The following is an 18,930-nucleotide window of genomic DNA, read 5'->3' as shown; positions in this document are numbered from 1 at the left end:
GTTACTCGTACGTACGCCGGGACGCGGGGTCGGCACGCTCGCGCCTAGCGATAGGGTCGGCCTCACCGCCATGCCCGATCGTATTGAGGAGCACCCGCAGTGACCGTTCGCGTAGGTATCAACGGATTCGGCCGGATCGGCCGCAACTTCTTCCGGGCCGTCCGCGCCTCGGGCGCCGACATCGAGATCGTCGGTGTCAACGACCTGACCGACAACGCGGTGCTCGCGCACCTGCTCAAGTACGACTCGATCCTGGGCCGCCTGGACGCCGACGTCTCCTCGACCGACGACGCGATCGTCGTCGGTGGGGTCGAGATCAAGGCGTTCGCCGAGCGCAACCCGGCCGACCTGAAGTGGGGCGAGCTGGGGGTCGACGTCGTCGTCGAGTCCACCGGCTTCTTCACCGACGCGACCAAGGCGAAGGCCCACGTCGACGCCGGCGCCAAGAAGGTCATCATCTCGGCGCCCGCCTCCAACGAGGACATCACCATCGTGATGGGCGTCAACCACGAGGACTACGACCCGGCGACCCACACGGTCATCTCGAACGCGTCGTGCACCACCAACTGCCTGGGCCCGATGGCCAAGGCGCTCAACGACGACCTCGGCATCGTCAAGGGCCTGATGACGACGATCCACGCCTACACCGCGGACCAGAACCTCCAGGACAACATCCACAAGGACCTGCGCCGCGCCCGTGCCGCCGCGCTGAACCTGGTCCCGACCTCGACCGGTGCCGCGAAGGCGATCGGCCTCGTGCTGCCCGAGCTCAAGGGCAAGCTCGACGGCTACGCGATCCGCGTCCCCGTCCCGACCGGCTCCGCCACCGACCTCACCTTCGAGGCCGGCCGCGAGACCACGGTCGAGGAGGTCAACGCGATCATCGAGAAGGCGGCCGACGGCCGCTTCCTGAAGTACTCCACCGACCCGATCGTCTCCTCGGACATCGTCACCGACCCGGCGTCGTGCATCTTCGACGCGCCGCTGACCAAGGTCATCGGCAACCAGGTCAAGGTCGTCGGCTGGTACGACAACGAGTGGGGCTACTCCAACCGCCTCGTCGACCTGATCACCTACATCGGCGAGACCCTCTGACCGTGAGCGACCTCTCCTCGCTCGCCCAGTCCCTGGGCGGCAGCCTCACCGGCAAGCGCATCCTGGTGCGCTCCGACCTGAACGTCCCCCTGGACGGCACGACGATCACCGACGACGGCCGGATCCGCGCCAGCGTCCCCACGATCCAGGCCCTGGCGGACGGCGGGGCGCGGGTCGTGGTGACGGCGCACCTCGGCCGCCCGAAGGGTGCCCCCGAGGACCGGTACTCGCTGCGGCCCGTGGCGGCGCGCCTCGGCGAGCTGCTCGGTGCCGAGGTGGCGTTCGCGACCGACACGGTGGGCGACAGCGCCCGCTCGACGGTTGAGGGGCTGCTGGACGGCCAGGTCGCCGTGCTGGAGAACGTCCGCTTCAACGCGGGCGAGACCAGCAAGGACGAGGGCGAGCGGGGAGCCTTCGCGGACCAGCTCGCGGCCCTGGCCGACGGGTTCGTCTCGGACGGCTTCGGCGTGGTGCACCGCAAGCAGGCGTCGGTGTACGACGTCGCGCAGCGGCTGCCGCACGCCATGGGCAACCTGGTCGCGACCGAGATCGACGTCCTTCGTCGCCTCACGGTCGACCCGGAGCGGCCGTACGTCGTCGTCCTGGGCGGGTCCAAGGTCTCCGACAAGCTCGGCGTCATCGACAACCTGCTCGACAAGGCCGACCGGCTCCTCATCGGCGGCGGCATGGTCTTCACCTTCCTCAAGGCCCAGGGCCACGAGGTCGGCAAGAGCCTGCTCGAGGAGGACCAGCTCGACACCTGCCGGTCCTACCTGCAGCGCGCCCAGGAGTCTGGCGTCGAGATCCTGCTCCCGACGGACATCGTCGTCGACACGGCGTTCCCGTCCGGCGACCGCACCCCGGAGCCCGCCGTGGTCGCGGCGGACCAGATCCCGGCCGACGCCCTCGGCCTGGACATCGGACCGGCGTCGGGTGCCGCGTTCGCGGCCGCGCTGGCCGACGCGCGCACGGTCTTCTGGAACGGTCCGATGGGGGTCTTCGAGGTCGACGCCTTCGCCGAGGGCACCCGTGCCGTCGCCAAGGCCCTCACCGAGGTCCCCGGCCTCTCCGTCGTGGGCGGCGGTGACTCCGCGGCGGCCGTGCGCAAGCTCGGCTTCGAGGAGTCGGCGTTCGGCCACATCTCCACCGGTGGTGGCGCCTCCCTCGAGTACCTCGAGGGCAAGGACCTGCCCGGCATCCAGGTCCTGGAGGACTGACCCATGGCTTCCCCGAAGACAGCTCGCACCCCGCTGATGGCGGGCAACTGGAAGATGAACCTCAACCACCAGGAGGCCGTCGTCCTGGTCCAGAAGCTCGCCTGGACCCTCGCGGACAAGAAGCACGACTACGCCAAGGTCGAGGTGGTCGTCGTACCCCCGTTCACCGACCTGCGCTCCGTGCAGACCCTGGTCGACGGTGACCGCCTCGCGGTGAAGTACGCCGCCCAGGACGTCTCGACCCAGGACTCCGGCGCCTACACCGGCGAGATCTCCGCGGGGATGCTGGCCAAGCTCGGCTGCAGCTACGTCGTGGTCGGCCACTCCGAGCGTCGGGAGTACCACGCCGAGACCGACGAGGTCGTCAACGCCAAGGCCCACAAGGCCCTGGCGGCCGGCATGACCCCGATCGTGTGCGTCGGCGAGGGCCTCGAGGTCCGCCAGGCCGGCGAGCACGTGCCGTACACCCTCGCCCAGGTCGACGGCTCGCTCGCCGGCTTCACGCCCGAGCAGGTCGCCGACCTCGTCGTCGCCTACGAGCCCGTGTGGGCGATCGGCACCGGCGAGGTCGCCACCCCCGACGACGCGCAGGAGGTCTGCGCGGCGATCCGCTCGCGGATCGCCGAGACCCACGGCGAGGCGGCCGCCGCCGGCGTCCGCGTGCTCTACGGCGGGTCGGTCAAGGCCGCCAACGTCGGCGGCATCATGACCAAGGCGGACGTGGACGGCTGCCTGGTCGGTGGCGCGAGCCTCCAGGTCGACGAGTTCGGCGGGATCTGCCGTTTCTACGACATGCCGGTCCTCTGACCGGCGCGGCGTGACGTAGGCTTTCCGGCGTGACTCTCCTCTTCACCATCCTGCTCATGGCATCGAGCGCGATCATGATCCTGCTCGTGCTGCTCCACAAGGGTCGTGGCGGCGGCATGTCCGACATGTTCGGCGGCGGCGTCTCGAGCTCGCTCGGGGGCTCCTCGGTGGCCGAGCGCAACCTCGACCGGCTGACGGTCGGCGTCGGCGCCATCTGGTTCGCGTGCGTCATCGCACTCGGCCTCCTGTACGCGTACCAGAACTGACGAAGGGAACCGGTCGTGGCTGGTGGAGGAAACGCAATTCGCGGTAGCCGTGTGGGGGCCGGCCCGATGGGTGAGGCGGAGCGCGGCGAGGCCGCACCCCGTCAGGCCATCACGTACTTCTGCTCGCACGAGCACAGCTCGGTGGTGACCTTCTCGGTCGAGGCCACCGTGCCGGACTCGTGGGACTGCCCCAAGTGCGGCCTGCCCGCGGGCCGCGACTCGGAGAACGCGCCCCCGGCGACGAAGATCGAGCCCTACAAGACGCACCTGGCCTACGTGAAGGAGCGCCGCTCCGACAAGGAGGCGGCCGACATCCTCGACGAGGCCCTGTCGCTCCTGCGCTCGCGCCGCAAGTCCGGCGACATCATCTTTTAGGCGCCGTTGTCTCCCGAGCGTGCTCGGGAGACAACGAAGCAGCGCCAAAGGTCGAGTAGCCGCGCGAGCGAGGAACGAGCTCGCGACCGGCGTACCGAGACCCCGAGTCGGCGCATCTGCAGACGCGGTGACCGCCGAGTCGGCGCATCTGCAGACGTGTACGACGCCGAGTCGGCGCATCTGCAGACGCTCAGCCCGCCGGGCGCAGCCCGCGACGTGCCCGCGCTGCCAGCGCGGCCTCGCGGATGACCGCCTCGCACGCGCGGTCCCGCCCGAACACGGCGGCCGCGTCGAAGGCCTCGACGATCCAGCCGTCGGCGCGGATCTCCCCGCGACGCCTGCGGTCGTGCGCCTGCTGCTCCGGCGTCGAGTGCCACTCGGCCCCGTCGTACTCCACACCGACCTTCAGCGGCTCGTCGCCGAGGTCGAGCCGGCCGAGCAGCCGCTCGCCCCGGTGGACCTCGACCTGAGGCGTCATCCTCAGACCACACTCGTGACAGCGCAGGCGCAGGACCGACTCGCCCGGTGACTCGCTGCGCCCGTCGGCGAGCGGGCCGACCGCCCGGAGCGTCGTGACCCACCGCATCCCTCGGAAGCGCACGAACCCGTCCTCGAACTCCTCGCGCGTGAAGCCTCCGAGACGGAGCATCGCGTCCAGCCCCGAGATGGCCTCGTCGGTCCAGCGCACCCGGCCGAGGTCCCAGGCCGTCCGCAGCGGGGTGGTGACGCGGAGTCCCTCGATCTCGATGACGTCCTCGTCCGACAGGTCACGCTCGCCGCTGGCCGCGATGCTGTTGCGCAGCCGGCCGTGTCCGGCGGGGCGGTAGAGCGACAGCGGCCTGAGGTCCAGGTGCTCGTTCGGCGCCAGCACCATCTGGGCGCCGAGCATCCAACCGGCGTGACGGTCGACGACGACGCAGTCCTCGGGGACGACGAGCGAGAGGCAGGCGGCTCGCAGGCTGAGCGAGTCGCCGAGCGCGGACGGAAGGTAGACGCCCTTGATCGGCCGTCTCAGCAGTCCTTCCTGGTGCAGCACGCTGAGCTGGTGGCGGGACAAACCGCTCTGCAGCGCCTCGGCGTACGTGAACGGGCCGGTCGTCGGCAGTGGGAAATCGGTGCCCAGGGCACCGCTGGCAAGAATCTCGTCAAGGTCCATGACCGGTCGATGCCCGACCGACCCGGGCGCCAACCAGCGCACCGTGCGGCCTGTGGAGAACTTCTGCAGATGCGCCGACTCGGCACCTCTGAGATCTGCAGATGCGCCGACTCGGCACCCAGGCGGGTCAGAGGCGGGAGGCGGCCTCGCGGTCGAGGAACCAGACCGTCTCCTCGGAGCCACGCACGCCGACGGCGGGGATCTCGTGGACGTCGGGGACGTCGGTCTCGGACAGCGCCCGGGCGACCGCGTCGGCCTTGCCCTCGCCGCTGACGAGGAACCAGACCGAGCGCGAGCGGTTGAGGGCGGCGAAGGTCAGGCTGATCCGCTCGGGCGGGGGCTTGGGGGAGTCGGTGACCGCGACCGTGACAGCGTCGTCGACGTCGAGGGCGGCGTTGCCGGGGAACAGCGAGGCGACGTGACCGTCGGGCCCGACGCCGAGCATCAGCACCTCGAACTCGCCGGCGCCGTGCTCCCGCAGCTCCGAGGCGTACGCCGTGGCGCCGGTGCCCACGTCGGCGGCCGTCGCGGTGGAGGGCATCTCGTGGACGTGGGCGGCGGGGACGCCCACGGCGTCGAGGAACGCTGCTCGCGCCTGCCCCGCGTTGCGCTCCGGGTCGTCGGGGGCGACGAAGCGCTCGTCGCCCCACCAGACCACGACCCGGGCCCAGTCGACCTCGGAGCCGGGGGAGAGCCGCGCCACCTCGCGGTGCACGGCGTCGGCGATGGTCCCGCCGGTGAGGCCGATCTGCGGCTCCCGGCCCTGGGCCTGTGCGTCGGCGAGGCGGGCGAGCAGCTCGCCCGCGATCGCCGTGGCCAGGGCGCCGGCGTCGGGGTGGACCTCGACCAGGGCCGCGCTCACGACGTGACCCGGGACTTCGCCAGGCGACGCGCGGTGGCGGCGTACACGTCGTCCTCGTCGAGGCGGCGCAGCTCCTCGGCCAGCAGCTCCGGCAGCTCGCGACGCTTGAGCGCGATCGGCCGGTCGGGGCGGCCGGGCGAGGCGAAGGTCGCCAGCTTCCCGTCGGGCCGTGAGATCCGGATCGGACCCTGCTTGGTGTCCATCACGACCTCGGTGATGCCCGGGCCGCGCGAGGTGACCCGCTCGACCTTGATCTTGAGCCGGTCGGTGAGCCACGCGGCGAGGAGGTCGGCGCTGGGGCTGATCTTCTCGGCCGTGACGGTGGCGCCGGTGACCTTGAGCTCGTGCTGGTCCAGGGAGGCCGCCAGCAGCGCCCGCCACGAGGTGATGCGGGTCCAGGCGAGGTCGGTGTTGCCCTTCGCGTAGGCCTTGCACTGGTCGTGGATGGCGCGGTTGCGGCCCCGGGACGCGGCCGCGGCGTCCGTGATCCGGCGCTGCGCGAGCGCGCCGAGCGGGTCGCCGGCCGGGTCGGCCGGCGGGTGCGCCGGCCACCAGATCGCGACGGGGGAGTCGGGGAGCAGCAGCGGCAGCACCACGGACTCGGGGTGCTTGGTGACCTCGCCCTTCAGGCGGATCAGGGCGGTCTCGCCGCCCCAGCCGGAGCCAGTGCCGACCTGGGCGTTGACCTGCGGCGCACCGCGGCCGTCACCGAGGATGACGCCGAGCACCCGGGCGGGGTGCTCGTGCGAGGCGGCGCGGGCGGCCTTCATGGCGACCTCCGCGTCCTCCTCCTCGGCGACGATGATCAGCGTCATCACCATGCCCATGGCGGGCGAGCCCGCCTTGGCACGGGCGCGCACGAACTCGGCGGCGATCGCGGCCGAGTTGGTGTCGGTGAGCTCCATCATCAGGGCCTCCTCCAGACGCGGCCGTCGCGGGCCAGCATCTTGTCTGCGGACTCCGGACCCCAGGTGCCGGACTCGTAGGTGTCGGGCTTCCCCTTCTTCGCCCAGCTCTCGAGGATCGGGTCGAGGATCTTCCAGGAGAGCTCGACCTCCTCGTGCCGGGGGAAGAGCGGCGGGTCGCCGAGGAGCACGTCCAGGATCAGCCGCTCGTACGCTTCCGGGCTGGCCTCGGTGAAGGAGCCGCCGTAGGCGAAGTCCATGTTGACGTCGCGGATCTCCATGGCGGTGCCGGGCACCTTGGAGCCGAACCGGATGGTCATGCCCTCGTCGGGCTGGACCCGGATGACGAGCGCGTTGTGGGTGAGCTCCTCGGTGGAGGACTCGGAGAACGGCAGGTGGGGCGCCCGCTTGAAGACGATCGCCACCTCGGTCACCCGGCGTCCGAGGCGCTTGCCGGTGCGCAGGTAGAACGGCACCCCGGCCCAGCGACGCGTGTCGACGTGCAGCGTGACCGCGGCGAACGTCTCCGTGGTGGAGGTCTTCTTGATGCCCTCCTCCTCGAGGAAGCCACCGACCTTCTCGCCGCCCTGCCAGCCCTGGACGTACTGCCCGCGGGCCGTCGTGAGGTCGAGGCGGTTCGGGAGCACGATGCTGGAGAGCACCTTCTGCTTCTCGATCCGCAGGCTCTCGGCGTCGAAGGACGTCGGCTCCTCCATCGCCACCAGGCTCATCAGCTGGAGGAGGTGGTTCTGGATCACGTCGCGGGCCGCGCCGATGCCGTCGTAGTAGCCGGCCCGGCCACCGATGCCGATGTCCTCGGCCATGGTGATCTGCACGTGGTCGACGTAGTTGGCGTTCCAGATCGGCTCGAACATCTCGTTGGCGAAGCGCAGCGCCAGGATGTTCTGGACCGTCTCCTTGCCGAGGTAGTGGTCGATCCGGAAGATCGAGCCCGAGTCGAAGACGCCGCCGAGCACGTCGTTGAGCTCACGAGCCGACTCCAGGTCGTGGCCGAAGGGCTTCTCGACGACGACACGCCGCCACGAGCCCTCCTCGGGCGTCGCGAGGCCGTGCTCCTGCAGCTGGCCGACGACGTCGCCGAAGAAGCCCGGCGGGATGGCGAGGTAGAAGGCGTGGTTGCCGCCGGTGCCGCGGGCCTCGTCGAGCTCCTCGATCGTGCGGCGCAGGCGCTCGAAGGCCTCGTCGTCGTCGAAGTTGCCCGGGACGAAGCGGAAGCCCTCGGCGAGCTGCTTCCAGACCTCCTCGCGGAACTCCGTACGGGCGTACTGCTTGACGGAGTCGTGGACGATCTGCGCGAAGTCCTGGTCGGCCCAGTCCCGCCGGGCGAAGCCGACGAGGCTGAAGCCCGGGGGCAGCAGCCCGCGGTTGGCCAGGTCGTAGATCGCGGGCATGACCTTCTTGCGCGACAGGTCGCCGGTCACGCCGAAGAGCACCATGCCGCACGGGCCGGCGATCCGGGGGAGCCGCCGGTCCTGCGGGTCGCGGAGGGGGTTCGTGTAGGTCACCCGAGGGCCTCTCGTACGGCGTCGAGGTCGGCCGGGCTGCTGACGTGCAGCCGCAGGACGGGTCGGCCCTTGTCGGCCAGCACCTGTCCGTCGCCGACCGCCTGGGCGGTCAGGAACTCCTGGAACGTGAACGGCCGGTCGGGCACCGCCAGGTCGGCCAGCGGGTCGCCGGTCACCTGGAGGTAGACGCCGGTCGCGGGGCCGCCCTTGTGGTACTGCCCGGTCGAGTGCAGGAAGCGCGGGCCCCACCCGAAGGTGACGGGGCGGCCGGTGCGCACGGCGAGCTGGTCGCGGACCGAGGCCAGCTCGGCGTCGCGGTGCCGGTCGAGGTAGGCCTGGACGGCGACGTACCCGTGGGTGCTGTCGACGTCGGCCAGCAGGGCCGTGACGGCGGCGGCCACGGAGGTGACCTCCGGCGGCAGCCAGCCCGACGAGGCGTAGACCGTGACCGGACCCTCGACGAAGAGCGGCGTGGGCGAGCTGCCGCCGCCGTCGAGCATGTCGCGGGCGGCCTGCTTGGCGCTCTCGACGTCGGGCTGGTCGAAGGGGTTGATGCCGATGACGCGTCCGGCGACCGCCGTGGCGTACTCCCACAGCAGCATCTGCGCGCCCAGCGGGGCGTCGACGTGCACGCCCCAGCCGGAGGCGGGGCGCAGGTCGCCGCCGAAGACGAAGGTCGGTCCGAAGGTCGCGAGCACCTCGTCGGTCGTGCTCGGCGTGAAGTTCGGTGCGTCGAGGCGGTCGACGACGACCGGCAGGATGCCCTGCCCGTCCTTGCCGGTGGACTCGGCGATGAGCTGCTCGGCCCAGTCGCCGAAACCGGCGTACGCCGCCCCGGAGTTCGCCAGTACGACCTTGTCGACCCCGGCGCGGTTCGCGGCGCCGAGGAGGCCGCCGAGGCGCAGCCCGGGGTTGTCGACGGAGTCGGACTCGAGCGCGGGCCGGATGGCCTCGGCCTCGTCGAGCAGGGCGCCGATGTCCGCACCGGCGAGCCCGCTGGGGACCAGGCCGAACGCGGTGAGGGCGGAGTAGCGGCCACCGACCTCGGGGTCGGCGAGGAACACGCGGTAGCCGGAGGCACGCGACTGCTCCTCCAGCGGCGAGCCCGGGTCGGTGACGACGACGATCCGCTCGGCGGGGTCGATGCCGGCGTCCGTGAACGCCTTCTCGAAGGCCCGGCGCTGGGAGTCGGTCTCGACGGTGCCGCCGGACTTGGAGGACACCACCACGACGGTCTCGGCGAGCCGGCTCTCGAGGGCGGTGCGGACGAAGTCCGGGTCGGAGGAGTCGAGGACGTCGAGATCGACGCCCGCGGCCCCGCAGATCACCTCGGGGGCTAGGGAGGAGCCGCCCATGCCGCAGAGCACGACCCGGGTCAGGCCCTTGCCGTGGAGCTCGGCGCGCAGGGTGACGATCTCGTCGACCAGCGGCCGCGAGGTCTCCGAGAGGGAGACCCACGCGAGCCGCTTGCCGGACTCGTCCTCCGCGGCCGGACCCCACAGGGTCCGGTCGCGGCGGGCGATGCCGCTGGCGACGTGGTCGTCGGCCAGCTGCTCGACGGTCCGTGCGAACGCGGCCTCGTCGGGGTAGCCGAAGAACAGCTCGAACGCCGCTCCGGACCCTCCCTCGTGCGGGGCCTTGACGGTGTTCCAAGCTGTCTGCGTCATGCCTGCGCCTGTCCTGCCTTCTCCATCTGGCCGCGGACGGTCTCCACGAGCTCCTGCCAGGACTTCTTGAACTTGTCGACGCCCTCGTCCTCGAGCACGACGAGCACGTCGTCGAAGTCGATCCCGACCGCGCTGAGCCGGTCGAAGATCGCCTGCGCCTCGGCGCCCTTGCCGGTCACCGTGTCGCCGGTGACCTCGCCGTGGTCCGCGAACGCGTCCATGGTCTTCTCGGGCATCGTGTTGACGGTGTCCGCCACGACCAGCTCGCTCACGTAGAGCGTGTCCGGGTAGGCGTCGCTCTTCACGCCGGTGGAGGCCCACAGCGGACGCTGGCGGTGCGCGCCGGCGTCGGCGAGCTGCTTCCAGCGGTCGCTGGCCACGACCTCCTCGAACGCCGCGTAGGCGAGCCAGGCGTTCGCGACGGCTGCCTTGCCCTTGAGGGCGGTGGCCTCGTCGGTGCCGATCGCGTCGAGGCGCTTGTCGATCTCGGAGTCCACGCGGGACACGAAGAACGATGCGACGGACTGGATGCGCGACAGGTCGAGCCCGGCGTCGCGCGCGGCCTCGAGGCCGCTGAGGTAGGCGTCCATCACCGCGCGGTAGCGGTCGATGCCGAAGATCAGCGTCACGTTCACCGAGATGCCCTCGGCGATCGCGGCCGTGATGGCCGGCAGGCCCTCCTCGGTCGCGGGGATCTTGATCAGGACGTTGGAGCGGTCCACGGCCGACCAGAGCGCGCGCGCCGAGGCGATGGTGCCCTCGGTGTCGTTGGCCAGGTCGGGCTCGACCTCGATCGACACGCGGCCGTCCGAGGACGAGCCGTCGGCGACGGGGCGCAGGATGTCGCAGGCGTTGCGGACGTCCTCGGTGGTCAGCTCGAAGATGACGCGGTCGACCCTCTCACCCTGGGCGACGAGCTTGCGGACCTGCTCGTCGTACCGCTCGCCGTCGGCGATCGCGCCGGCGAAGATGGTGGGGTTCGTCGTCACGCCGACGACGGACTTGGTCTCGACGAGCTCGGCGAGGTTGCCGGACTCGATGCGCTCGCGCGACAGGTCGTCGAGCCAGATGGACACCCCTGCGTCAGCAAGGGCCTTCAGACGGTCACTCATGGGTTCCTCCCGGTGGTGCGTTGGTCGTGATGTACCCAGGCGGGGTCGGGTCAGTCCTGGACCGTCCGGATGCTGTCGTGGGCGGCGGCGACCACGGCCTCCGCCGTGATGCCGAACTCCTGGTAGAGACGGGCGTAGTCGGCCGAGGCGCCGTAGTGGTCGATCGAGACGATGCGGCCGTGGTCGCCGACGTACTCGCGCCAGCCTTGCTTCACGCCGGCCTCGACGGAGACGCGGGCCTTGACGATCGGCGGGATGACGGTGTCGCGGTAGGACTGGTCCTGCGCCTCGAACCACTCGAGGCACGGCATCGACACGACCCGGGCCTGGACGCCCTCCTCGGCGAGCCGGGTGCGGGCCTGGACGGCGAGCTGCACCTCGGAGCCGGTGGCCAGCAGGATCACGTCGGGCCGGCCGCCCTCGGCGTCGACGAGGACGTAGGCGCCGCGGTGGACCTCGCTGGTCTCGGCGAAGCCCTCGGCACCGCGCGGGAAGACCGGCACGTTCTGGCGGGTCAGCGCGAGCGCCGCGGGACGGTCGGTGTGGCCGAGGATGGTGAACCAGCAGGCGGCCGTCTCGTTGGCGTCCGCGGGGCGGACGACGTCGAGGCCGGGCATCGCGCGCAGGGCCGCGAGGTGCTCGACCGGCTGGTGGGTCGGGCCGTCCTCGCCGAGGCCGATGGAGTCGTGGGTCCAGACGTAGGTGACGGGCAGCTGGCTCAGGGCCGCGACCCGCACCGCTCCGCGCATGTAGTCCGAGAACGTCAGGAAGGTGCCGCCGAAGACGCGGGTGAGGGCGTCGGCCGCGATGCCGTTCATGATCGCGCCCATGCCGTGCTCGCGGATGCCGAAGTGGAGCACCCGACCCTGGTGGGGGTCGGCCTTCCACTCCTCGACGCCGCGGCTCTTCGGGAGGAACGACGGGGCGCCCTTGATCGTGGTGTTGTTCGAGCCGGCGAGGTCGGCGGAGCCGCCCCACAGCTCGGGCATCAGCGGTGCGACGGCGTTGATGACTTCGCTGGACGCCACGCGGGTGGCGACGCCCTTCTCGCTGGCCTCGAAGGTCGGGAGTGCGGCCTCGAGCCCCTCGGGCAGGGCCCGCGACTTGAGCCGGTGCAGCAGGGTGGCCCGCTCCGGGTGGGCGTCCGCCCAGGCGGCGTACTGCTCGTCCCACGCGGCGCCCCACGCGGAGCCGCGCTCACCGAGCTGGCGGGTGTGGGCGAGGACCTCCTCGGGCACCTGGAAGGTGAGCTCGGGGTCCCAGCCGAGGACCTCCTTGGTGGCCGCGACCTCGGCGTCGCCGAGCGCGCTGCCGTGGGCCTTCTCGGTGCCCTGGGCGTTGGGCGCGGGCCAGGCGATGATCGTGTCGAGCACGATGAGCGACGGCTTGTCCGTGACCTTGCCGGCGGCGGTGATCGCGTCGTACAGCGCCGGGACGTCCTCGACGTACTTCTTGCCGCCGTTGGTCCAGTCGACGACCTGCACGTCCCAGCCGTAGGCCTCGTAACGCTTCGCGACGTCCTCGGTGAAGGCGATGTCGGTGTTGCCCTCGATCGAGATCCGGTTGCGGTCGTAGACGACCGTCAGGTTGCCGAGCTCCTGGGTGCCGGCGATCGAGCTGGCCTCGCCGCTCACGCCCTCCTGGAGGTCGCCGTCGGAGCAGAGGACGTAGACGTGGTGGTCGAAGAGGCTCTTGCCGGGGGCGGCCTCGGGGTCGAGCAGGCCGTGCACGCGGCGGGCCTCCATGGCCATGCCGACGGCGTTCGCGACGCCCTGGCCGAGCGGGCCGGTGGTGACCTCGACGCCGGCGGTGTGGTGGAGCTCCGGGTGACCGGGGGTCTTGGAGCCCCAGGTGCGCAGCGCGCGCAGGTCCTCGAGCTCGAGGCCGAAGCCGCCGAGGAACAGCTGCGTGTAGAGCGTGATGCTCGAGTGGCCGCACGAGAGCACGAAGCGGTCGCGCGCGATCCAGCGCGGGTCGGCCGGGTCGTGCCGCATGACCTTCTGGAAGAGGAGGTACGCCGCGGGGGCCAGGCTCATGGCCGTGCCGGGGTGGCCGTTGCCCACCTTCTGCACCGCATCCATGGCCAGGACGCGCGCGGTGTCCACCGCCTTGTCGTCGAGCTCGGTCCAGTCCAGTCCAGCGGTGCTGCTCACAGGGTTCCTCTCGTGGCGGTGCGCCTCGCGACGGTGCCCCTGGTGCGCAGGTGGTGCGCAGGGCGGTGAAGGGTGCAACGTCACAGGCGGGAGTACTCAGGCACCACCGAGCCTACTCATCCGGCGCGATACGATCGAACCCAGCAAGCGCCCCTCCCGGGGTGACCCTGCCCACCCGAGGATCTCCGTGACGTACGTCGGCCAGTCGGCCTCTGCTGCCCAGCAGGAGGAAGCGGCTCCGGCGACCTTCAAGGACGTGGTCGCGGCGTACGTCGGGCTGACCAAGCCGCGGGTCATCGAGCTGCTGCTCCTGACCACCGTGCCGGTCATGTTCTTCGCGGCGCGGGGCATCCCGCCGCTCGGCCTCGTGGTCGCCACCGTCATCGGCGGCACGTTCTCCGCCGGATCCGCCTCGGTGTTCAACTGCGTCTACGACCGCGACATCGACGAGCAGATGCGGCGCACCCGTCGCCGTGCCCTGCCGCGGCACATCGTGTCGCCGCGCTCGGCCCTGGTCTTCGGCTTCGTGCTCGGCATCCTCTCGACGGTGATCCTCGCCGTCTGGGTCAACCCGCTCTCGGCGCTCCTGTCCGTCGGTGCGAACGCGTTCTACGTCTTCGGCTACACGATGCTGCTGAAGCGCCGCACCACCCAGAACATCGTCTGGGGCGGGCTCGCCGGCTGCTTCCCGGCGCTGATCGGCTGGACCGCCGTCACCGGCGCCCTGTCGTGGGTCCCCGTCGTGCTCTTCATGGTCGTCTTCTTCTGGACGCCCCCGCACACCTGGGCGCTGGCGCTGCGCTACCGCGAGGACTACGCGAACGTCGACGTCCCGATGCTCCCCGTCGTCGCCCCCGCCCGCGAGGTCGGCCGCCAGATCGTGCTCTACAGCTGGGTGATGGTCGCGACCTCGCTGCTGCTGTGGCCGGTCGCGGGCACGGGCCTGTTCTACCCGATCGCCGCGGCGGTGCTCGGCGCCGGCTTCCTGGTCGAGGCGCACCGCATGTGGGGGCGCACCAAGGGCACCGAGAGCCTCACCGCGATCCAGCCGATGCGGCTCTTCCACTCCTCGAACCTCTACCTGTCGCTGCTGTTCGTGGCCGTCGCGCTCGACCCGCTGCTGACCCGCTGAGGGACCCGGAAAAAAACTTTCCGGATTCGTGCAACCAAATCCGGGTTCGTCGCGTCTACCCCTATGACGACGGCAGGCCTGAGCACGGGGGTGCGGGCCGCCGTCGTCATTTTCGTGGACCCGCCTGTGCCCTGCCCGGGGCGGCTCAGGCGGGTTCGCGGACCCGCAGCAGCACGTGCGTGACGCTGGCCGAGATCAGCGCCGCACCGAGCATGTGGAAGCCGACCAGCACGATCGGCAGGTCGGTGAAGTACTGCACGAAGCCGATGGCGCCCTGGCCCACCTCGAGGGCCAGCAGGACGACCACGGCGGTGCGGGCGGGCGCCGACGCCCCCGTCGCGAGCAGCGTGAAGAGCAGCCCGACCGTGAGCCCGACGAAGAGGAAGACCACGTCGGCGTGCAGCTGGCTCAGCTGGAGCGGGTCGAGGCCGTTGCGCGGCGCCTTGACGTCGCCGGCGTGGGGCCCGGAGCCGGTCACCACCGTGCCGACGTACAGCACCAGCCAGGCGGCCGCGAACGTCGCCCAGGCCAACCCGACCACGGGCCCGCGGGCGACGACCGGTGCGGGGTGGTCGACGCGCTGCAGGAACAGGACCGCGACGCCGATGATCGCCAGCGAGCACAGAAGGTGGAAGGACACGATCCACGGGTTGAGGTCGGTCAGCACCGTGATGCCGCCGATCACCGCCTGCGCGGGGATGCCCAGGGCCATGACCAGGGCGATCCGACGCAGGTCCCGGCGGCCCGACTGCCAGGCGGCCACGAAGGTCGCGACGGCGACGGCGACCAGGACGTAGGTCAGCATCCGGTTGCCGAACTCGATGACCGAGTGCACGTTGTAGGCGCCGTGCGGGGTGAACGACTCCTCCGTGCAGCGCGGCCACGTCGGGCACCCGAGCCCGGAGCCGGTCAGCCGGACCACGCCGCCGGTGACGACGAGGACGCCGTTGGCGACGAGCGAGGCCCAGCCCCAGCCCCGCAGCCAGTCGTCGAGGTGGCGCAGGCGGTCGGGCAGGCGGGCGGTCACTCCCACGTGAAGGTCCTAGCGGTCAGGGCGGTGCCGAGCACGGCCCAGGCGAGCAGTACGGCGAGGTCGGTCCAGGTGGTCCGGCCGTCGATGAGCGCGTCGCGCATGACGTCGCCCAGGGCCCCGGACGGCAGCCAGCGCACCAGGTCCCCGAAGGCGCCGTACGCCGTAGCGGGGAGCACCACGGCGCCGCCGGCCATCAGGAGCAGGTAGACGAGGTTGGCCGCGGCCAGGGTCGCCTCGGCCCGGAGCACCCCGGCGATGAAGAGGCCCAGGGACGCGAAGGCCGCGGTCCCCAGGACGATGCCCAGGCCGGCCCCCAGCAGCCCGGGCTGCGGGTCCCAGCCGAGCAGCAGCCCGACCACGGAGATCACCGCGACCTGCAGCACCTCGATGAGCAGCAGGCCGCCGACCTTGCCCATCAGGAGGCCGGAGCGGGGCAGCGGCGACGAACCGAGCCGCTTGATCACGCCGTAGCGCCGCTCGAAGCCGGTGGCGATGGCGAGCGAGGTGAACGCGGTGGACATGACGGCGAGGGCGAGCACACCGGGGGTGAAGACGTCGACGGCCGGGTGGTCGAGCCCGAGGCTGACGTGCTTCGAGCCCTCGACCGCGCCGAACAGCACGATCACCGGGATCACGACGGCCAGCAGCAGCTGCTCGCCGTTGCGCAGCATCAGCCGCGACTCCATGGAGGCCTGGGCGAGCACCTGGCGGCGCAGGGGAGCGGCACCCGGCCTCGGGGTGAAGGTCCCGCTCACGGGGTCAGCTCCCGTCCGGTCAGCTGGAGGAAGACGTCCTCGAGGTTGCGCTGGCCCAGGGTCAGCGACTCCGGGAGCACGTCGTTCTCCTCGCACCAGCGCGAGACCTTGGCGAGCGTGGAGGCGTCGGCGGGACCGGTGACGAGGAGGCTGACCTCGTCGAGCTGGGTGACCTCGGTGCCGGTGCCGAGCGCCGCACGGAGCGAGTCGGGGGAGCCGGGCGGGAACGGCCGGGTGACGACGAGACGGATCGTCGCGGCCCTGCCCCCGCGGGTCAGCTCCAGCGGCGAGCCCGAGGCGATCAGCTGCCCGTGGTCGATGATGTGGATCCGGTCGGCGAGGCGCTCGGCCTCGTCCATGTAGTGCGTGGTCAGCACGACGGTCACGCCGTCGTCGCGGAGCTCCTCGAGCAGCGCCCACGTCGTGCGGCGGGCCTGCGGGTCCATGCCGGCGGTGGGCTCGTCGACGAACACGATCTCCGGGCGCCCGACGACGGCCATGGCGAGCCCGAGGCGCTGCTGCTGGCCCCCGGACAGGCGGCGGTACGGCGTGCGCCCGCAGTCCCCGAGACCCAGCCGCTCCGCGAGCATCGCGACGTCGAGCGGGTGGGCGTGCAGCCGGGCGATGTGCGTGAGCATCTCCATCGCCCGCACGCCGCTCCAGGCGCCGCCGCCCTGCAGCATCACGCCGATGCGGGGGAGCAGGTCGGCGCGGTCGCGCACCGGGTCGAGGCCGAGCACCCGCACCGTGCCCTGCTGGGGCCTGCGGTAGCCCTCGCACGTCTCGAGCGTGGTGGTCTTGCCGGCGCCGTTGGGGCCGAGGACGGCGGTGATGCTGGCGCGCTCCACGGTCAGCGAGAGCTCGTCGACCGCGACCTTGTCGGCGTACCTCATCACCAGGCCGTCGACGGAGACGGCGGGGTCGGCGGCAGGCACCACCTCAGTCTAGGGAGCCGTGGTCCACCCCCTCGCGTCGGCCGGGGCGGAGTATTCGGTCGGCGGTGTCGGCGATCACACCTAGGCTGACGCCATGAGTGCCACCCCGGCCATCGAGGCCGACAACCTGGTCAAGCGCTTCGGCGACACGCTCGCGGTCGACGGGGTCAGCCTGAGCGTCCCGGAGGGCAGCGTGCTGGGCATGCTCGGGCCGAACGGCGCCGGCAAGACGACCACCGTGCGGATGATGACCACGCTCACCGTCCCCACGAGCGGCACCGCCCGGGTCGCCGGCCACGACGTGGTGACCGAGCCCGCCGCCGTGCGCCGTGCCATGGGGCTGACCGGCCAGGCCGCCACCGTCGACGAGCTGCTGACCGGCCGCGAGAACCTCCGCCTGATCGGCGCGCTCTACGGCCTCTCGTCCTCCTACATCAAGCGCGCGACCGAGGACCTGCTCGAGCGGTTCAGCCTGGCCGACGCCGGCAACCGGGTCGTCAAGCACTACTCCGGAGGCATGCGCCGGCGCCTCGACCTGGCGGTGAGCCTGATCGCGGTGCCGCCGGTGCTGTTCCTCGACGAGCCGACGACCGGCCTCGACCCGCGCAGCCGCGTCGAGCTGTGGGACGTGCTGCGCGAGCTGGTCCGCGAGGGCACCACGCTGCTGCTCACGACGCAGTACCTCGAGGAGGCCGACCAGCTGGCCGACCGCATCGTCGTCATCGACAAGGGCCGGGTGATCGCCGAGGGCACGCCGCTGGAGCTCAAGGACCGCTCGGGACGGGCCGCGCTCGTCGTGACCGTCTCGCACGCCTCCGACCTCCCGGTCGCCGAGGCGATGCTGCGGGACCACGTCTCCGAGGTGCACGTCGACACCGGGGCGCGACAGCTGACCGCTCCCGCCAACGGCCTGGCCGACATGACGCGGATCGCCGCGGTCTTCGCCGACAGCAGCATCGAGGTCGACGACCTCGGCCTCAAGCGCCCGAGCCTGGACGACGTGTTCCTGCACCTCACGGGGCACCGTGCCGAGGACGTCCCGGACGCCACCGCCACCGACGAAGGGGAGATGGTCTCGTGACCACCCAGGACAGCCGGACCGTGCGCGCGGGCGTCGAGCGCCCCGAGATCCGGGAGACCGGCCTGCTGCGCCAGTCGCTCACGATCGTGCGGCGCAACCTGATCCACATCAAGCGGATGCCCGAGATGCTGATGGACGTCACCATCCAGCCGGTGATGTTCGTGCTGCTCTTCGCGTTCGTGTTCGGCGGCTCGATCCAGGTGAGCGGCTCCCCGGGCGGCTACCGCGAGTGGCTGCTCGGCGGGATCATGGGCCAGACGATCGCGTTCTCCTCGTTCATCGTCGCGGTCGGGCTGACCGCCGACATCGACAAGGGCATCGTCGACCGGATGCGCTCGTTGCCGATCAACCCCGCCGCCGTGCTGGTCGGGCGGAGCATGTCCAGCCTCCTGCACTCCAGCATCGGCATCGTGGTGATGTCGCTGACCGGGCTGCTCATCGGCTGGCGGATCCGTGACGGCTTCCTCGACGCGGTGCTGGCCTACGTCCTGCTGCTGATGTGGGGCTTCGCGATGATCTGGATCGGGATCTGGGTCGGCTCCGCGATGCGGTCGGTCGAGGCGGTGAACGGCGTCATGTTCACGACGATGTTCCCGATCACCTTCCTCGCGAACACCTTCGCCCCCACCGACGGCATGACGCCGTGGCTGCGCACCGTCGCGGAGTGGAACCCGATCTCCTCCCTGGTGCTCTCGGTGCGCCAGCTCTGGGGCAACACCGGGGCCGCCCCGGACGACGCGGCGCTCCCGCTGCAGCACCCCGTGCTGACCACGATCATCTGGACCGTCGCCATCACGGCCGTGGTCGCGCCGCTGGCGCTCCGGTCGTTCCAGCGCCGCACCCGCACCTGATC

The 18,930-nt window shown here is 71.5% G+C and carries 18 protein-coding genes; 8 read left to right on the top strand and 10 right to left on the bottom strand.

Going from position 1 to position 18,930, the window contains the following annotated elements:
• Window positions 1-99: 99 nt before the first annotated feature.
• Genes gap through H5V45_RS01365 form a run of 5 tightly spaced genes read left to right on the top strand, consistent with a single transcriptional unit; the run spans window position 100 to window position 3,760 of the window.
• Entirely contained in the window at window positions 100-1,095 is a 996-nt protein-coding gene (gene gap / locus H5V45_RS01385; RefSeq protein ID WP_185251281.1) for a type I glyceraldehyde-3-phosphate dehydrogenase, read from the top strand.
• 2 nt (window positions 1,096-1,097) lie between these two features.
• The gene (locus tag H5V45_RS01380; RefSeq protein WP_343061371.1) at window positions 1,098-2,312 is read left to right on the top strand and encodes a phosphoglycerate kinase; all 1,215 of its coding nucleotides are present in this window, start codon (window positions 1,098-1,100) and stop codon (window positions 2,310-2,312) included.
• Window positions 2,313-2,315: 3 nt separating this feature from the next.
• Window positions 2,316-3,119 carry a triose-phosphate isomerase gene (gene tpiA, locus H5V45_RS01375; protein ID WP_185251280.1) on the top strand — a complete coding sequence of 268 codons (804 nt, stop codon included), beginning with the start codon at window positions 2,316-2,318 and terminating at the stop codon, window positions 3,117-3,119.
• A 29-nt stretch (window positions 3,120-3,148) separates the two neighbouring features.
• Window positions 3,149-3,385: a preprotein translocase subunit SecG gene (gene secG / locus H5V45_RS01370; RefSeq protein ID WP_185251279.1), complete on the top strand. Its 237-nt coding sequence runs from the start codon at window positions 3,149-3,151 to the stop codon at window positions 3,383-3,385.
• A gap of 15 nt (window positions 3,386-3,400) precedes the next feature.
• On the top strand, window positions 3,401-3,760 hold the full coding sequence (locus H5V45_RS01365) for an RNA polymerase-binding protein RbpA (protein WP_185251278.1): 360 nt from the start codon (window positions 3,401-3,403) through the stop codon (window positions 3,758-3,760).
• A gap of 190 nt (window positions 3,761-3,950) precedes the next feature.
• On the opposite strand, the gene H5V45_RS01360 is transcribed toward H5V45_RS01365, so the two are convergent.
• From H5V45_RS01360 to tkt, 7 genes are all read right to left on the bottom strand, one after another.
• The gene (locus H5V45_RS01360; protein WP_185251277.1) at window positions 3,951-4,916 is read right to left on the bottom strand and encodes a type IV toxin-antitoxin system AbiEi family antitoxin domain-containing protein; all 966 of its coding nucleotides are present in this window, start codon (window positions 4,914-4,916) and stop codon (window positions 3,951-3,953) included.
• A 127-nt stretch (window positions 4,917-5,043) separates the two neighbouring features.
• A complete protein-coding gene (gene pgl / locus H5V45_RS01355; protein ID WP_185251276.1) occupies window positions 5,044-5,778 on the bottom strand; it encodes a 6-phosphogluconolactonase in 735 nt (244 codons plus the stop codon).
• Entirely contained in the window at window positions 5,775-6,686 is a 912-nt protein-coding gene (locus tag H5V45_RS01350) for a glucose-6-phosphate dehydrogenase assembly protein OpcA (protein WP_185251275.1), read from the bottom strand. The genes pgl and H5V45_RS01350 overlap by 4 nt, the downstream gene beginning before the upstream one ends.
• A complete protein-coding gene (gene zwf / locus H5V45_RS01345; RefSeq protein ID WP_185251274.1) occupies window positions 6,686-8,209 on the bottom strand; it encodes a glucose-6-phosphate dehydrogenase in 1,524 nt (507 codons plus the stop codon). Before zwf ends, H5V45_RS01350 begins: the two co-directional genes overlap by 1 nt.
• On the bottom strand, window positions 8,206-9,876 hold the full coding sequence (locus tag H5V45_RS01340; protein ID WP_185251273.1) for a glucose-6-phosphate isomerase: 1,671 nt from the start codon (window positions 9,874-9,876) through the stop codon (window positions 8,206-8,208). The genes zwf and H5V45_RS01340 overlap by 4 nt, the downstream gene beginning before the upstream one ends.
• The gene (gene tal, locus H5V45_RS01335; RefSeq protein ID WP_185251272.1) at window positions 9,873-10,988 is read right to left on the bottom strand and encodes a transaldolase; all 1,116 of its coding nucleotides are present in this window, start codon (window positions 10,986-10,988) and stop codon (window positions 9,873-9,875) included. Before tal ends, H5V45_RS01340 begins: the two co-directional genes overlap by 4 nt.
• A 50-nt stretch (window positions 10,989-11,038) precedes the next feature.
• On the bottom strand, window positions 11,039-13,141 hold the full coding sequence (tkt, locus tag H5V45_RS01330) for a transketolase (protein WP_185251271.1): 2,103 nt from the start codon (window positions 13,139-13,141) through the stop codon (window positions 11,039-11,041).
• A gap of 187 nt (window positions 13,142-13,328) precedes the next feature.
• Here tkt and H5V45_RS01325 point away from each other — a divergent pair, with 187 nt between their 5' ends.
• Window positions 13,329-14,273, top strand: a complete 945-nt coding sequence (locus H5V45_RS01325; RefSeq protein WP_185251270.1) for a heme o synthase — start codon at window positions 13,329-13,331, stop codon at window positions 14,271-14,273.
• Between the two features lie 145 nt (window positions 14,274-14,418).
• On the opposite strand, the gene H5V45_RS01320 is transcribed toward H5V45_RS01325, so the two are convergent.
• Genes H5V45_RS01320 through H5V45_RS01310 form a run of 3 tightly spaced genes read right to left on the bottom strand, consistent with a single transcriptional unit; the run spans window position 14,419 to window position 16,996 of the window.
• Window positions 14,419-15,306 carry a COX15/CtaA family protein gene (locus tag H5V45_RS01320; RefSeq protein WP_343061370.1) on the bottom strand — a complete coding sequence of 296 codons (888 nt, stop codon included), beginning with the start codon at window positions 15,304-15,306 and terminating at the stop codon, window positions 14,419-14,421.
• A complete protein-coding gene (locus H5V45_RS01315; protein WP_185251269.1) occupies window positions 15,297-16,061 on the bottom strand; it encodes an ABC transporter permease in 765 nt (254 codons plus the stop codon). Before H5V45_RS01315 ends, H5V45_RS01320 begins: the two co-directional genes overlap by 10 nt.
• A complete protein-coding gene (locus H5V45_RS01310; protein WP_343061369.1) occupies window positions 16,058-16,996 on the bottom strand; it encodes an ABC transporter ATP-binding protein in 939 nt (312 codons plus the stop codon). Before H5V45_RS01310 ends, H5V45_RS01315 begins: the two co-directional genes overlap by 4 nt.
• 94 nt (window positions 16,997-17,090) lie before the next feature.
• On the opposite strand from H5V45_RS01310, the gene H5V45_RS01305 reads away from it, so the two are divergent.
• Together H5V45_RS01305 and H5V45_RS01300 are read left to right on the top strand one after the other, a co-directional pair.
• On the top strand, window positions 17,091-18,077 hold the full coding sequence (locus tag H5V45_RS01305; protein ID WP_185251268.1) for an ATP-binding cassette domain-containing protein: 987 nt from the start codon (window positions 17,091-17,093) through the stop codon (window positions 18,075-18,077).
• Complete coding sequence (locus H5V45_RS01300; protein ID WP_185251267.1) at window positions 18,074-18,928, top strand: ABC transporter permease; 855 nt, start codon at window positions 18,074-18,076, stop codon at window positions 18,926-18,928. The genes H5V45_RS01305 and H5V45_RS01300 overlap by 4 nt, the downstream gene beginning before the upstream one ends.
• Window positions 18,929-18,930: the final 2 nt, after the last annotated feature.

It is taken from the genome of Nocardioides luti, assembly GCF_014212315.1.
GTDB lineage: Bacteria > Actinomycetota > Actinomycetes > Propionibacteriales > Nocardioidaceae > Nocardioides > Nocardioides luti.
The sequence above is the reverse complement of the archived record's forward strand: the minus strand, read 5'-3'. Positions and strand labels throughout refer to the sequence as shown.